Here is a 14,419-nt window from a genome sequence, read left to right as displayed (position 1 = left end):
GCGCCACGGCCCGCCCCGCCCCGGGAGGATCCGGGCGGGGCGGGCCCCGCGCGTCAGCGCCCTTCCGCGGCCGAGAAGACGAACGTGAACGCCGCCGGGCGCGCGGCCAGTTCGTACTGCGGCAGCACGCCGGGGCCGCAGGACGCCGAGCCGATGCCGTGGCGGGCGTGGTCGAGCGTCACGTGCACCCGGTCGCCCGGCACCAGGTCGGGGCGGTGTGTCGCCGCGTCCAGCTCCGCGGTGGTCCAGCGCCTGGCGGTCAGCGCGAACTCCGGCTCGCCCTCGATCCGCAGCCCGGCACGGGCACCGGTCCCGGTCCCGGTGCCCGTCAGCTCCGCCCAGCGCACCCGGGCCCGCGCGCCGTTCTCCTGCGGGCGCACGTACGGCGTCTGCAACTCGTCCACTCCGGCCGACCACCGCCCCAGCAGCGCCGCCGTGCCCGTGTCCGGGTACGCCTCGCCGGGGCCGCCGCCGTACCAGCGCACCGCGCCGTACGCGGCGGGCAGCGCCAGGCGGATCCCCAGCCGCGGCAGCGGCACCCGCCAGTCGCCCTCCGGCGCCACCGACACGGTCAGCGCCACCCGGTCCGCGTCCGCGGTCCAGCGGTACTCGGCGGCCAGGCCCAGGTCGGTGGCCGCGGGCGCCACCCGGGTACGCACCGTCAGCCCGCCGTTCGCCGCCTCCACCGCGTCCGTCCGGTGCCGCATCCGGTGCAGCCCCGCCTTGCGCCAGCGCCGCGCCAGTTCCGTCTCGGGCTGCCAGTCGGCGCCGAGGTCGTTGTCGGTCGGCGCCCGCCACACCTCCAGCCGCAGCCCCTCCACCGGCACCCCGGCCAGGGTCCGCGGCTCGCCCGTCCGTGCGTCGAAAACCGCGGGGCCGAGCCGGATCAGCGCGTCGCCGGACAGGAGCGCCGCCCCCGCCGGCCGCGTGAGCGGCGGGCGCGGCGCGGCGGACCACTGCCCGCGCGCCACCACGTGCCCCGCCGGTGCCCACGCGGTGTCCGCGGCGAGCCGCGCGGTGACGGTCCACTGCGCCTCGCCCGCGGGCGGGCTGCCGGGCGCGGGCAGTTCGACCTTCGCGCTCTCGCCCGGCGCCAGCGGCGGCACCGCCGCCGGGCCGCCCGCCGTCTCCGCGCCGTCCACGGCGTACGACCAGGAGAACGCGAGGTGGTCCAGGCCGGCGAAGTCGTGCAGGTTGGTGACGACGGCCTGGCCCGGGGAGTCCCCGGGCCCGATGCGCACCGGCTGGATGACGTGGCCGAACTCGGTGAGACCGGGCGACGGCGTGCGGTCGGGGAAGACCAGGCCGTCGCAGACGAAGGCGCCGTCGTGCAGCTCCTCGCCGAAGTCGCCGCCGTAGGCGAAGCCCAGCTCGGGGTGGGCGAGGCCGTGGTCGATCCACTCCCAGACGAAGCCGCCCTGGCAGCGCTCGTACGTCTCGAACAGCCGCTGGTAGTCCGCCAGTCCGCCGGGGCCGTTGCCCATGGCGTGCGCGTACTCGCAGAGCACGAACGGCTGCGCCCGGCGGCGGGCGTCCAGCGCCGGATCTTCGAGGGGGTCCTCGGTGCGCTCGCCGATGCGGCGGACCTCGTCGTGGCCGGCGTACATCCGCGAGTAGACGTCGGTGTCGCGGCTGGTCGGGTCGCCCTCGTAGTGCAGGAGCCGGCCGGGGTCGCGGCCGCGGATCCAGTCGGCCATGGCCGTCAGTCCCGCGCCGGAGCCGCACTCGTTGCCCAGGGACCACATGATGACCGACGGGTGGTTCTTGTCCCGCTCGACCATGCGCGCGGCGCGGTCCAGCAGGGCCGGGGTCCAGCGCTCGTCGGCGACGGGGTTGCCGCGCCAGCCCAGCGCGCCGAAGCCGTGCGTCTCCAGGTCGCACTCGTCGACCACCCACAGCCCCAGCTCGTCGCAGAGGTCGAGGAACGCGGGGTGCGGCGGGTAGTGGCTGGTGCGTACGGCGTTGACGTTGTGCCGCTTCATCAGCAGCACGTCCGCGCGCATCGTCACCTCGTCGACGGCGCGGCCGTGCTCGGGGTGGAACTCGTGCCGGTTGACGCCGCGCAGCAGGATGCGGCGGCCGTTGACCCGGAGCACGCCGTCCTCGACGGCCACGGTGCGGAAGCCCACCCGCAGCGGGATCCGCTCGCCCGCGGTGGCCAGCTCGGCCGCGTACAGCCGCGGGAGCTCCGCGGTCCACGGCTCGGCCGGCAGCGTGACGGACTCGCCGGTGGCGATGTCGACGCCCAGCTCCGGCAGGGTCACCCGGCCGCCGGGCGCGCAGTCCACGCGCAGGGTGCCGGTGCCGGTCACGTGGTCGTACGAGGCGTGCACGAAGAAGTCGCGGACGGCGCCCGCGGGCCGGTGCAGCAGTGTGACGTCGCGGAAGATGCCGGGCATCCACCACTGGTCCTGGTCCTCCAGGTACGAGCCGGAGGACCACTGGTGGACGCGGACGGCCAGCACGTTGCCCGCGGGGCGCAGCAGCGCGCCGACGGCGAACTCGTGCGGCAGCCGGGAGCCCTTGAACTCGCCCAGCTCCGTGCCGTTGAGCCAGACCTCGGCGTGCGAGTCCACGCCGTCGAAGCGCAGCACGGCTTCTCCGTCCGCGGGCCAGCCGCCGGGCAGGTCGAAGGTGCGCAGGTGGTCGCCGGTCGGGTTGCCGTCCGGCACGCGCGGCGGGTCGACCGGGAAGGGGTACGGGGTGTTGGTGTACGCGGGCGCGCCGTGCCGGCCGCCGCCCTGGAGCACCCAGTGGCCGGGGACGGCGATCTCGTCCCAGCCGGAGGTGTCGTGGCCGGGTTCCGCGAAGGACGTGTCGTGGGTGGTGGCGGTGGGGGAGAGCCGGAAGCGCCAGGCCCCGTGCAGCGGCAGCCGGGCGGCGTCGGAGCGGGCGTACCACGCGCGCGGCGGCAGGGTGCCGGTGCCGGGTGCGGGGTCTTCGTGGGCGGGGAGAACCGGATCACGCATGAGATCAATCTGATCCCGCCGGGAGGCGCGGCACAACAGACGCCGCGCCCGGAGCCATTGGACTTTCCGGACACCGGTTGGACTTCTGTGCCGCCCCGGCCGCTCGCCGTGGGGGACGAGCGGCCGGGGCGCGCCGGTCAGCGGCCCTGCAGCGACTTGACGTTGTCGCCGAAGGACCAGCCGCGCGAGCCGTCCCAGTTGATCGACCAGGTCATCAGGCCCTTGAGGGCGCCGCCGAAGTGGCTCCACGCCTGGGAGACGAGGCCCGGCGCCATGTGGCCGCCGCCCGCGCCGGGCTGGGCGGGCAGGCCGGGGGCCTGCTTGTCGTACGGGACGCGGATGGTGGTGCCCTGCACGACGAGGCCGCGGTTCAGGCACTCGGTCTGGGCGACGAAGCCCTGGACGGTGCCCGCCTGGTACGAGTCGCCGGAGCAGCCGTACATGCTGCCGTTGTAGTACTGCATGTTGAGCCACCACAGCCGGCCGTTGTCGGCGTACTTCTTGATGATCGGCAGGTACGCGCCCCAGATCGAGCCGTAGACCACGCTGCCGCCGGTGACGTACGCCGTCTCGGGGGCCATCGTCAGGCCGAAGCCGGGGGGCATCTGGGCGAGCACGCCGTCGATGATGCGGATGAGGTTGGCCTGCGAGGGGGAGAGCTGGTTGATGTTGCCGCTGCCGACGAGCCCGGTCTCGATGTCGATGTCGATGCCGTCGAAGTTGTACCGCTTGAGGATCGGCACGAGGGTGGCGACCACCCGGTCGGCGACGGCACTGGAGCTGAGGTCGACGCCGGCCGCGGCGCCGCCGAGCGACATGAGGATGGTGGCGCCGCTCGCCTTGGCCGCGCACATCTCCGCGGGAGCGGCGACCTTCACCGTGCTGTCCATGCCGTCCTCCCACTTGACCGTGCCGTCCGAGAGGATGACGGGGAAGGCGGCGTTGATGACGTTGTAGCCGTGGGTGCGGAGATCGGGGTTGGTGATCGGCGTCCAGCCGAACGGCGGGTGGACGCCGTTGGCGGCGCCGTCCCAGTTCTCCCAGTAGCCCTGGAGGACCTTGCCCGCGGGCCTGGGTTTGGTGGGACAGGTCTCGGCCGCCGGAGGTGCTGCCGCCGCCGGTTCCGGTGCCGCCGGCCCGGCCGGTTCCGGCGGGGCCGCCGCCGCGGCGGGGAGCTGGGCGGCGAGCACCAGCGTGAGGCCGATGCCGAAGAGACGCAGCGTCCGGCTGATCGCAGACTGCATGACACGCTCGCCTTCTGGGCTGTGGGGTTGCCAGGAGAGGTACGTGTTGCGCTGCGGCACAAGGTAAGTTGGTCCAGACCTTTCGTCAAGAGGTCTGGACCAAAGGTCGCGAGGCGGGCCGCGGGGAAGCTGTTCGCGCCGCGTTCACCTGCGAGTTCGCGGCGTTGCCTAGCGTGCCGCCCATGCCCACCACGTACGACGCGGGAGTCCCCGCAGCCCCGGACGTCCTCGAAGTCCCCGCCGCCGCGGCCGGATCCGCCGTTTCCGCCGGGTCCCCGACCGCGCCGTCCCGCCGCCGTGTGCTGCGCGGGCTCACCGCCACGGCCGGTGCCGCCGGGCTCGCCGCGCTCGGCGCCGGCCCCGCGCTGGCCGGCGGCGGCCGGGGGCGCCCCGGGCGCCCGTTGCGGCTGCTCGTCGCGACGAACGAGCCGTGGGGTACGTACCACGTCAAGCCGCTGCTCGCGGAGGCCGCGCGGCGCGGCGCACGGATCACCCAACTCGTCCCCGACACCTCGGGAGTCCAGCCCGGCGACCCCGTGCCCGTCGCCACCCCGCAGACCGCGCCGCCCGCCGATCTGCTGGTCGTCACCGGCGCCGGTGACTGGCCGCTGGAGTGCGTCGCGCGCTTCCCGCGGCTGCCGGTGGCGGCCGGCTCGCTGGCCTACCTCGGGCCCCAGCAGGCCCCGGGCGCACGGCTGCTGCGGCCCCGGCTGCGCGCCGTCACCTCGTCCTCGCCGGCCGAGGCGCGCGCGTTCGGCGGCTATCTCGGCGTCCGGCGCCGGATCCGGGCGGTCGGCTCGCCGCAGACCGACACGCTGCCGGAGCACCGTCCCGAGCCCGGCCTCGTGCTCGTCCTGACCAGCGTCACGCACCCCGACGGCACCGGCGGCGCCGCGCCCGGCACCGAACTGCTGCTCGACGCGGCCGGGAAGCTCCAGGCCGCGGGCAAGCGGATCCTGGTGGGCCTGCACCCGCGCGAGGACCCCAAGCTGTGGGACGCGTACGAGATCAGCGACGTGCCGTCGCTCCAGGCCGCGGCGCGGGCGGAGGCGGCGGTCGGCATCCCGGGCACCGTCTTCCCGCTGGTCGCGGCAGCCGGCGTGCCGCTGGTCGGCGTCACCGGCGCCGGGCTGACGGTGCCGGACTACCTGCTGGCGGTCTGCTCCTCGACCATCGACGACCCGGCCGAGGCGGTGCCGGCCGTCACCTCCGCGCGGCTGCCCGCACCGGACGTCCTCGCCGACGCCGTCGGCCCGATCGGCGGCTCGGCCGCCCGGCTGCTGGACGTCTGGCAGCGCACCGCCCACCCCGCCCACCCGCACGACGAGCGCTGACCCGGCTCCCGGGGTGCCCTCTTCCCTGCCGGCTTCCCCGCCGGCCGCCCGGAGGGCACCCCGCGTACCGGCGCGCGTTCTCATCCCGTAGCCTCTGTGGCCCCGAGCCCGCGGCGCCCGCCGCGGCGCAGGAATCTGCCCGGCGGCCCTGACCACCCGCCGGGGCGCCGGGAGGTGGGCCCATGACCGTCGCCGACGCCGACGAGGCCGCACCCGTGTCCGGTACCGGACCCGTCCTCTCCCTCGGCGCCGTCGAGAAGCAGTTCCCCGACGGCACCCGCGCGCTCGACCCCGTCGACCTCGACGTCGGCGCCGGCGAGTTCGTGTCCGTCGTCGGCCCCTCCGGCTGCGGCAAGACCACCCTGCTGCGCATCGCCGCGGGCCTCGTCCAGCCCACCGCCGGCGCCGTGGCCGCGCGCGCCGACCGCCTCGGCTACGTCTTCCAGGACCCGACGCTGCTGCCCTGGCGCTCGGTGCGCACGAACGTCGAGCTCTTCGGCGAACTGCGCGGCGTCCCGCGCGCCGAGCGGCGCAAGCGCGCCGACGCCGCGCTGGAACTGGTCGGGCTCACCGACTTCGCGGGACACCGGCCCCGCGCGCTGTCGGGCGGCATGCGCATGCGCGTCTCCCTGGCCCGCTCGCTCACCCTGCGCCCGGAGCTGTTCCTGCTGGACGAGCCGTTCGGCACCCTGGACGAGATCACCCGCGAGCGGCTGGACGACGACCTGCTGCGGCTCTTCGCCGCCGAGCGGTTCGCGGCCGTCTTCGTCACGCACTCCGTGCTGGAGGCGGTCTACCTGTCCACCAGGGTCCTGGTGATGTCCCCCCGGCCCGGGCGCGTCTGCGGCGAGTTCACCGTCCCGTTCGGCTATCCGCGGACCGAGAGCCTGCGCTACGACCCCGGGCTGAACCGCATCGCGGCCGAGGTGTCCGCCTGCATGCGCGCCTCCGCCCGCTGAGCACCGTACGAAGAACCGACCGGTCCCCGACCCCCTCCGGAGGAACCCCGATGCCCCTGAAGAGTCACCTGCGCTCCTTAGCCCTGCCGCTCGTCGCCGGCGTGCTGCTGACCACCGCCGCCTGCGGGGACGACGGGGACGGCGAGGCCGGCGGCAAGGAGTCGGCTCCCGCGGCGAAGAGCGGCGCGGGCTCCCTGGCCGGCGTGTGCCCCGAGACCGTGACCGTGCAGACGTCGTGGCTCCCCAACGCCACCGCCTTCGGCCCGCTGTACGCGCTCCTCGGTCCCGAACCCGAGGTGGACGCCGACCGCAAGCGGGCCACCGCACCGCTGGTCGCGGACGGCAAGGACACCGGCATCTCGCTCGAACTGCGCGCCGGCGGCCCGGCGATCGGCTTCGCCGCCACCTCCGCGCAGATGTACACGGACGAGGACATCGACCTCGGCGTGGTCGGCGGCTTCGACGAGATCGTCCAGCTCTCCGCCACCCAGCCCACCACCGCGGTGCTGGCGCTGCTGGAGAAGGACCCGACGATGATCTACTGGGACCCGGAGACCTACCCGGAGTTCGAGACCATCGAGGACGTCGGCAAGTCGGACACCACCGTGCTGTACTCCGGCGGGGACACGTACATGGAGTATCTGACCGGCACCGGGATCCTCAAGAAGGACCAGGTGGACGGCTCCTTCGACGGCTCGCCCGCGCGCTTCGTGGCCTCCGGCGGCAAGATCGCCTCCTCCGGTTACGCGGCCGAGGACCCGTACATGTTCGAGAACGAGATCGACGACTGGATGAAGCCCATCAAGGGCCAGCTCGTCTACGAGGCCGGCTACCCGATCTACGGGCCCTCCCTCGTCGTCCGCCCCGAGGCGAAGGCCGAACTGGCGCCCTGCCTGGAGAAGCTGATCCCGCTCGTCCAGCAGTCGCAGGTCGACTACCTCCGCGACCCGGACGCGTCCATCGCCACCATCGTCGGCATCGCCGAGCAGTACAAGGGCGGCGACGTGCTCACCGAGGGCATCGCGAAGTACGGCATCGGCGAGATGAAGAAGCTCGGCATCGCCTCGGACGACGCCGAGGGCGGGGACGCCACCGTCGGGAACTTCGAGACCGGCCGGGTCCAGGAGATCATCGACATCGGCGAGCCGATCTTCACGGAGCAGAAGAAGCCCGTGAAGGACGGCCTGAAGCCCGCCGACGTCGTGACCAACGAGTTCGTCGACCCCGCCGTCGGGCACGGCGGATGACCGGCCGCCCGGCCGCCGGGCCCGCGCACCGCGGGCCCCGGCGGCGCGGTGGAGTACGCTGCCCTACCGGCCCGCACCGCGGCGCGCGCCGGCACAGCCACGGCCGTACGCGGCCGACGCGGAGAGGAACATGAGCGACAACGGCATAGCCGACGGGCCCCACGGCACGTCGCCCCTGCCCGACCCCACGGCCCCCCACGCCTCCCGCACGTACGACTACCACCTCGGCGGCAGCGACAACCTCGGCCCGGACCGCGCGCTGGTGGACGAGGTCGAGTCCACCTTCATGCCGGACGTGAAGATGCGGGTACGCGCCCAGCGGCTCTTCCTGGAACGGGCCGTGCGCTTCCTGGTCGGGGAGGCCGGCATCCGCCAGATCCTCGACATCGGCTGCGGCCTGCCGCAGCGGCGCATGCCCAACGTCCACGAGATCGCGCACGGCATCGCCCCCGACACCCGGATCGTCTACGTCGACTACAACCCCGTCGCCGTGGCGCACATGCAGGCCCTGCACAGCGACGGGGTCCTGACCGTCGCCTTCGCCGGCGACGTCCGGAAACCCGAGCTGATCCTCACCCACCCGGACACCCGCGCGTGCCTGGACCTCAACCGGCCGGTGGGCGTGCTCATGGTCGGGCTGCTGCACTTCCTGCTCGACGAGGAGGACCCGGCGGACCTGGTGGCGCGGATCCGCCAGGGGGTGGTCCCGGGCAGCTACCTCGTCGCGTCCCAGATATCCGCCGAACTCGACTCCCGGGTCAGCAGGCTCACCAAGGCGTGGGCGCGCGGCGCGACGCCGATGGTGGAGCGCGGCCGCGCCGAACTGGAGCGGATCACCGACGGGTGGGAGCCGGTCGACCCCGGCGTGGTGGTCGCGCACCGCTGGCGCCCCCGGCACCCGGACCGTACCGAGGGAAACGCCTACGCGCTGGTGGCCGTCAAGCCATGAACCCGCGCTCGCTGCTCCGGAGGCTGCCCGCCGTGCTGGTGGCCGGTGCCGCCGTGGGCGTGTGGTACCTGATCAGCATGGTGGTGCTGGCCGAGGACCGGCGGTTCCTCTTCCCGCCGCCGCACGACGTGGTGCGCGTGGGGTTCCTCGACGGCGACAACCGCGCCGAACTCCTCGACGCCCTGCTGCTGTCCGCGCAGGTCGCCTCGCTCGGGCTGCTCATCTCGGCGGCCGGGGCGATCGCGATGGCGATCCTCATGAGCCAGGCCCGGTGGCTGGAACGTTCCCTCTTCCCGTACTTCGTCGTGCTCCAGGTGACGCCGATCCTCGCCCTGGTCCCGCTCTTCGGCTTCTGGTGGGGCTACGGGTTCTCCACCCGGGTGCTCGTCTGCGTCATCATCGCCTTCTTCCCCATCCTCACCAGCACGCTCTTCGGCATCCGCTCCGCCGACTCCGCGTACCACGACCTGTTCAGGCTCCAGAACGCCGGCCGGCTGACCCGGCTGTGGAAGCTCCAACTGCCCGCCGCGCTGCCGCACATCTTCACCGGGCTGCGGATCGCCGCCGGAATGTCCGTGGTCGGCGCCATCGTCGGCGACTTCTTCTTCCGCCAGGGGCAGCCGGGCATCGGCGTGCTCATCGACCTCTACCAGTCGCGGCTGCAGTCCGAGCAGTTGCTCGCGGCGGTGCTGGTCTCCTCGCTCTTCGGCGTGCTGGTCTTCTGGTTCTTCGGCCGGCTCGCCCGGATCGTCGTCGGCGGCTGGCACGAGTCCGCGGACGAGCCGGGCGCCGAGAACTGATCTCCGCCGGTAACCCGCCCGGTCCGGAAGCAACGGGTCCGCCTCCGATCCGGTAGGCGAAAACCGGACGAAGGTTCGGGAAAGAGGCCCCGGACGGGTATGATTCCGCGCTGGCGACGGGATGGTGAACCGACCGGCGGGGGAGGGGAGATGGCGGGGTCAGTACCGGTGGCCGGCGGGCGCCGGCTGCCCGGGGGCGGCGTGGACCCCGGCCGGGGCGGGCCCACGATCCGGCGGATCGTCCTCGGCTCCCGGCTGCGCAGGCTGCGCGTGAGGCGCGGCGTCGGACTCGACGCGGCGGCCCAGGCCATCCGGGCCTCGGTGCCCAAGATGAGCCGGCTCGAACGCGGCCAGGGCGGCTGCAAGGAGCGCGACATCGCGGACCTGCTGACGCTCTACGCGGTCACCGACATCCGGGAGCGCGAAACGTACCTCGCGCTGGCCCGGGGCGCCAACACCCCCGGCTGGTGGCAGCAGTACGGCGATCTGACGCCGCGCTGGCTGGAAACGTACCTCGGGCTCGAAGAGGGCGCGACGCTCATCCGCGGCTACCAGTCGCACCGCGTGCCCGACCTGCTCCAGACCCCCGCCTACGCCGCCGCGCTGGCGCGGCTCACGTACCCCGACGACAGCGCGAACGCCGTGGCCCGCCGCGTCGACCTGCTGGCGCGCCGGCAGCAGGTCCTCGCCAGGTCCGACCCGCCGCGCTGCTGGCAGCTCATCGACGAGGGCGCGCTGCGCCGCAGCGTGGGCGGCCCCGCGGTGATGCGCGAGCAGATACGCCATCTGATCCGGCTGTCCAGCGCGGAGTTCCCGGAGGTCGCGGTGCACGTCGTGCCGCTGGAGACCTCCGCCGCGACCGTGCTGGCCGGCTCGGTGACGCTGCTGCGCTTCGCCGAGGCGGACCTGCCGGACATCGCGTACCTGGAACAGCTCACCGGCGCGCTCTACCTCGATGACGCCGACGACGTCGAGCGGCACCGCCTCGCCGTGGACCGGCTGGCGGCGCCGGCCACGGAGCTGACGAACACCGACACGTTCCTGCGGCAGCTCCTGCACACCACCTGACGGGCCCGCAGCCCGCACCGGCTCAGCACCGGCCCCGCAGCCCCGGGACCCCGCGGTCCGCGGGGCTTTTCCCTGCTCCCGTACGGCCGTTCGGCCGATTCGATCACCGTGCGCCACGGCTCTCCGAGCACTCGGTGACCGCCGAATGAAATTTCATCTGTAAGTGCATCCGCAAGCACAGACGCAAGTACAGTACGCGGAAGATCAGTTGGAGGGAGCAGCCATGCAGGTGGAGAACGGTGTGCCCGCGGGCCGGCTGGGGAACGTCGAGTGGCGCAAGAGCCACCACAGCAACCCCAACGGCGAGTGCGTGGAGCTGGCCGGGCTGTCCGGCGGAGAGGTCGCGGTCCGCAACTCGCGGGATCCGCAGGGCCCCGCACTGGTCTACGGGACCGCGGGGCTGGCCGCGTTCCTGCGGGCCGCCAAGGAAGGGGACTTCGACGACCTCGTCACCGGCCGCGGCACCGCCGGCGCCTGACCGGCGCCCCACGGAGGTGCGCGGCTACGTCACGGACTCGCCCGCCAGCGCCGCGATCCGGGCCGCGCTGTCACAGCCGGAGGCGCGCAGCCGCCCGCGCGCCACGGCGTACGCGCGGCCCAGGGCGGTGCGCTCCGGCGCGGAGGCGCCCCGGCGCAGCGCGTTGAGGTGGACGCGCTCCCCGGCGGCGATGTGCCCGGCGGCCACGGTGCCCAGGTGGTCAAGCGCGGCGTCGAACTCCGGCCCGGCGGGCTCGGCCAGGCGCAGCAGCGCCAGCATGGCGCGTGCCAGCGCCGCCGGCCCGTGGCCGGCGTCGTCGGGGCAGAGCGCGTACGCCGCCCGGCCGGCCCCCGCGTGCGCCGCCGCCCGGCCGGCCTCCACGTGCGCCACCAGCAGCCCCGCCAGCTCGCGCAGCACCGCGCGCCGGTCCGCCTCCTCGCTGCGCAGCGCGCTCAGCAGGTGCTCCACCCCGCGGTGGTCGGCCAGCACCAGGTCGACCACGTCGGCGCCCGACGGCGGCGGGCTCTCCGCGGGACGGGTCCAGCCGAACGTCAGGCCCACCGCGTGCCGCCAGTTGGCGTACTCCGCGGACCTGCGACTCTCCGGCATCCGTGGCAGCCACTGCGCCGCCCGGTGCCAGTTGCGCCGCAGCCCCTCCAGGTCCGGCCAGTAGCCGACCGCGAGTCCCGCCGCGTACGCCGCGCCCAGGGAGACCGTCTCCGCCATCATCGGCCGGACGACGGGCACGTCGAGGACGTCGGCGACGAACTGCATCAGCAGGTTGTCCGCCGTCATGCCGCCGTCGACGCGCAGGCCGGTGAGCGCCAGACCCGAGTCGGCGTTCATCGCGTCCACCACCTCCCGCGTCTGCCAGCCCGTCGCCTCGAGCACCGCCCGCGCCAGATGCCCCTTGGTGATGTACGAGGTGAGCCCGGCGATCACGCCCCGCGCCTCGCTGTGCCAGTGCGGCGCGAACAGCCCCGAGAACGCCGGCACGATGTAGCAGCCGCCGTTGTCGTCGACGGTCTGCGCCAGCGTCTCGATCTCCGGCGCGCTGCCGATCAGCCGCAGCCCGTCCCGGAACCACTGCACCAGTGACCCCGTCACCGCGATCGAGCCCTCCAGCGCGTACACCGCCGGCTCGTCCCCGATCTTGAAGCCGACGGTGGTCAGCAGCCCGTGCCGGGAGGCCGCCGGGGTCTCACCGGTGTTGAGCAGCAGGAAACTGCCCGTGCCGTACGTGCACTTGGCCTCGCCGGGCGCGAAGCAGGTCTGGCCGAAGAGCGCCGCCTGCTGGTCGCCGAGCGCCGCGGCGATGCGGATGCCGGGGACGACGGTGGTGGTCGTGCCGTACGTCTGCGTGGAGGAGCGGATCTCCGGCAGCATCGCCTTCGGCACGCCGAAGAAGTCCAGCAGCTCGTCGTCCCACGACAGGGTGCGCAGGTTCATCAGCATCGTGCGGCTGGCGTTGGTGACGTCGGTGATGTGCAGCCCGCCCGCGGGCCCGCCGGTCAGGTTCCAGATCAGCCAGCTCTCCATCGTGCCGAACAGCACGTCGCCGCGCTCCGCCCGCTCCCGCAGCCCCGGGGCGGAGTCCAGCAGCCAGCGGATCCGCGGCGCGGAGAAGTACGTGGCCAGCGGCAGCCCGCAGAGCGCGCGCACCCGGTCGGCGCGCGGGTCCCGGGCCAGCCGCGCGGCCAGCTCGTCGGTACGGGTGTCCTGCCAGACGACGGCGCGGGCGGCCGGGCGTCCGGTGTGCCGGTCCCACAGCACCGTCGTCTCCCGCTGGTTGGCGATGCCCAGCGCGACGACCTGGCCGGCGTCGGCGCCCGCCTCCGCCAGGGTCCGCGGCACGATCCGGCGCAGGTTCCGCCAGATCTCCACGGCGTCGTGCTCGACCCAGCCGGGCCGCGGGAAGTACTGCTTGTGCTCGCGCTGCACCACGGAGACCAGCCGGCCCTGGGCGTCGAAGAGGATGCACCGGGTGGACGTCGTGCCCTGGTCCACCGACATCACGTACCGCTGCACCACGCCGCCCCCGCTCCGTACCGGCCGCCCCGCCCGGACGGCCCGTCTCGTCTCCTCGGTCCCGCACGGCCGTCACCGCCGGGACGCGCCCAGGTCCCGCGACACCGACCTGGCCGTGCCGAGCACCAGCCCCACCAGGTCCTCGCGCAGCGTGCCGGAGCGCTCGCAGAGCCGCTCGGCCGGCCCCGAGATGCCGAGCGCGCCGACGACGAGCCCGCCCGGGCCGCGCAGCGGCGCCGCGATCCCCGCCTCCTCCAGGCGCCGTTCGCCGTGCTCGCCGGCCCAGCCCGCCTCGCGCACCCGCCGCAGCTCCGCCAGGATCGCGGCGGGCGCGGTCAGCGTCCTGGGCGTGTACGCGGCCGGGGGCTCGCCGCCCAGCGCCGCCGGGGCGTTCACGTCGTACGCGAGCAGCACCTTGCCCAGCGCGGTCGCGTGCGCCGGCAGCGTCGCGGCCACGTCGAGGGTCTGCTGCGGGTCACCCGGCCGGAAGACGTGGTGGACGACGAGGACCCGGCCGTCGGCCGGGACGCCGATGCGCACCGCCTCACGGCTCCTGGCCGCCAGCCCGTCGGCCCAGTTCAGGGCGCGGGAGCGCAGCTCGTTGGGGTCGACGTGGCCGGAGCGGAGGTCGCGGAGCGCGTCGCCGATCCGGTACTTGCCGGTGTCGCGGTCCTGCTCGACGAACCCCACCTGCTGCAGCGTCCGCAGCAGTCCGTGCACCGTGCCCTTCGCCAGGCCAAGGGACCCGGCCAGCTCGCTGACCCCGAGGCGGCCGGAACCGCGCGCCAGCACGTGCAGTATCGCCGCGGCGCGTTCGACCGACTGAACCGGACCTGGCACGCGCCGACCTTAAGCCTCCGCGCCCCGCCGGTGAAAGCGGGGTGCAGCAGATTCGTTCGACAATGTCGGCAGGGCGTCGTTGACGGCGGGATTCTGCGCTGGTCATGTACTCACCACGGGCCGGGGTGCCGGCGCAGCGGCACGGTCCCGGCGACCGATGCGACGTTTCGGAGCAGGAGCAGACCGTGACCGACGATTACAGCGCCCCCTCCCCGCAGCGCCCCGGCCCGTTCATTGCGGCTATCGATCAGGGGACGACTTCGAGCCGGTGCATCGTGTTCGATACCGATGGCCGGATCGTGTCGGTGGACCAGAAGGAACACGAGCAGATCTTCCCCAAGCCCGGCTGGGTCGAGCACAACGCCACCGAGATCTGGCGCAACGTCCAGCAAGTCGTCGACGGCGCCGTCACCAAAGCCGGCATCACCCGCGCCGACGTCAAAGCCATCGGCATCACCAACCAACGCGAAACCACCCTGCTCTGGGACAAGAACACCGGCGAA

The 14,419-nt window shown here is 74.1% G+C and carries 12 protein-coding genes; 8 read left to right on the top strand and 4 right to left on the bottom strand.

Annotation, left to right across the window (positions count from 1 at the left end; genetic code table 11):
- Positions 1-53 precede the first annotated feature (53 nt).
- Both ACFYVJ_RS10360 and ACFYVJ_RS10355 read right to left on the bottom strand, forming a co-directional pair.
- Positions 54-2,969, bottom strand: coding sequence for a glycoside hydrolase family 2 TIM barrel-domain containing protein (locus ACFYVJ_RS10360; protein ID WP_388888642.1), 2,916 nt, complete (start codon positions 2,967-2,969; stop codon positions 54-56).
- A gap of 137 nt (positions 2,970-3,106) precedes the next feature.
- Positions 3,107-4,213 (bottom strand): chitinase, encoded by a 1,107-nt coding sequence (locus ACFYVJ_RS10355; RefSeq protein ID WP_388888640.1) that lies wholly within the window; start codon positions 4,211-4,213, stop codon positions 3,107-3,109.
- A gap of 182 nt (positions 4,214-4,395) precedes the next feature.
- Here ACFYVJ_RS10355 and ACFYVJ_RS10350 point away from each other — a divergent pair, with 182 nt between their 5' ends.
- The 7 genes from ACFYVJ_RS10350 (at position 4,396) to ACFYVJ_RS10320 (ending at position 11,048) form a co-directional block, all read left to right on the top strand.
- The gene (locus tag ACFYVJ_RS10350) at positions 4,396-5,547 is read left to right on the top strand and encodes a hypothetical protein (RefSeq protein WP_388888638.1); all 1,152 of its coding nucleotides are present in this window, start codon (positions 4,396-4,398) and stop codon (positions 5,545-5,547) included.
- A 182-nt stretch (positions 5,548-5,729) separates the two neighbouring features.
- Positions 5,730-6,506, top strand: a complete 777-nt coding sequence (locus tag ACFYVJ_RS10345) for an ABC transporter ATP-binding protein (RefSeq protein ID WP_388888635.1) — start codon at positions 5,730-5,732, stop codon at positions 6,504-6,506.
- 50 nt (positions 6,507-6,556) lie between these two features.
- Positions 6,557-7,753, top strand: coding sequence for a hypothetical protein (locus tag ACFYVJ_RS10340; RefSeq protein ID WP_388888632.1), 1,197 nt, complete (start codon positions 6,557-6,559; stop codon positions 7,751-7,753).
- Between the two features lie 130 nt (positions 7,754-7,883).
- Positions 7,884-8,702 carry an SAM-dependent methyltransferase gene (locus ACFYVJ_RS10335; protein WP_388888629.1) on the top strand — a complete coding sequence of 273 codons (819 nt, stop codon included), beginning with the start codon at positions 7,884-7,886 and terminating at the stop codon, positions 8,700-8,702.
- Positions 8,699-9,502, top strand: a complete 804-nt coding sequence (locus ACFYVJ_RS10330; protein ID WP_388888626.1) for an ABC transporter permease — start codon at positions 8,699-8,701, stop codon at positions 9,500-9,502. The genes ACFYVJ_RS10335 and ACFYVJ_RS10330 overlap by 4 nt, the downstream gene beginning before the upstream one ends.
- 168 nt (positions 9,503-9,670) lie before the next feature.
- A complete protein-coding gene (locus tag ACFYVJ_RS10325; RefSeq protein ID WP_388889338.1) occupies positions 9,671-10,570 on the top strand; it encodes a DUF5753 domain-containing protein in 900 nt (299 codons plus the stop codon).
- Between the two features lie 223 nt (positions 10,571-10,793).
- On the top strand, positions 10,794-11,048 hold the full coding sequence (locus tag ACFYVJ_RS10320; RefSeq protein WP_326799689.1) for a DUF397 domain-containing protein: 255 nt from the start codon (positions 10,794-10,796) through the stop codon (positions 11,046-11,048).
- 24 nt (positions 11,049-11,072) lie between these two features.
- Here the strand turns inward: ACFYVJ_RS10320 and glpK are convergent, their stop codons facing one another.
- Positions 11,073-13,079 carry a glycerol kinase GlpK gene (gene glpK / locus ACFYVJ_RS10315; protein ID WP_388888622.1) on the bottom strand — a complete coding sequence of 669 codons (2,007 nt, stop codon included), beginning with the start codon at positions 13,077-13,079 and terminating at the stop codon, positions 11,073-11,075.
- 69 nt (positions 13,080-13,148) lie between these two features.
- Entirely contained in the window at positions 13,149-13,916 is a 768-nt protein-coding gene (locus tag ACFYVJ_RS10310) for an IclR family transcriptional regulator (RefSeq protein ID WP_388888619.1), read from the bottom strand.
- Between the two features lie 185 nt (positions 13,917-14,101).
- Here ACFYVJ_RS10310 and ACFYVJ_RS10305 point away from each other — a divergent pair.
- A partial coding sequence (locus ACFYVJ_RS10305) for an FGGY family carbohydrate kinase (protein ID WP_388888616.1) occupies positions 14,102-14,419 on the top strand: 318 nt, incomplete at its 3' end.

The organism is Streptomyces sp. NPDC004134, assembly GCF_042874195.1.
In the GTDB taxonomy this organism is placed as follows: Bacteria; Actinomycetota; Actinomycetes; order Streptomycetales; family Streptomycetaceae; genus Streptomyces.
This window is presented reverse-complemented; position numbering and strand designations above follow the sequence as displayed.

Excerpts from the sequence above, each read along its gene's own strand:
- ACFYVJ_RS10335 (WP_388888629.1), top strand. The coding sequence starts at position 7,884 with ATGAGCGACAACGGCATAGCCGACGGGCCCCACGGCACGTCGCCCCTG.
- ACFYVJ_RS10355 (WP_388888640.1), bottom strand. The coding sequence starts at position 4,213 with ATGCAGTCTGCGATCAGCCGGACGCTGCGTCTCTTCGGCATCGGCCTC.
- ACFYVJ_RS10360 (WP_388888642.1), bottom strand. The coding sequence starts at position 2,969 with ATGCGTGATCCGGTTCTCCCCGCCCACGAAGACCCCGCACCCGGCACC.
- ACFYVJ_RS10345 (WP_388888635.1), top strand. The coding sequence starts at position 5,730 with ATGACCGTCGCCGACGCCGACGAGGCCGCACCCGTGTCCGGTACCGGA.
- ACFYVJ_RS10320 (WP_326799689.1), top strand. The coding sequence starts at position 10,794 with ATGCAGGTGGAGAACGGTGTGCCCGCGGGCCGGCTGGGGAACGTCGAG.
- ACFYVJ_RS10340 (WP_388888632.1), top strand. The coding sequence starts at position 6,557 with ATGCCCCTGAAGAGTCACCTGCGCTCCTTAGCCCTGCCGCTCGTCGCC.
- ACFYVJ_RS10330 (WP_388888626.1), top strand. The coding sequence starts at position 8,699 with ATGAACCCGCGCTCGCTGCTCCGGAGGCTGCCCGCCGTGCTGGTGGCC.
- ACFYVJ_RS10350 (WP_388888638.1), top strand. The coding sequence starts at position 4,396 with ATGCCCACCACGTACGACGCGGGAGTCCCCGCAGCCCCGGACGTCCTC.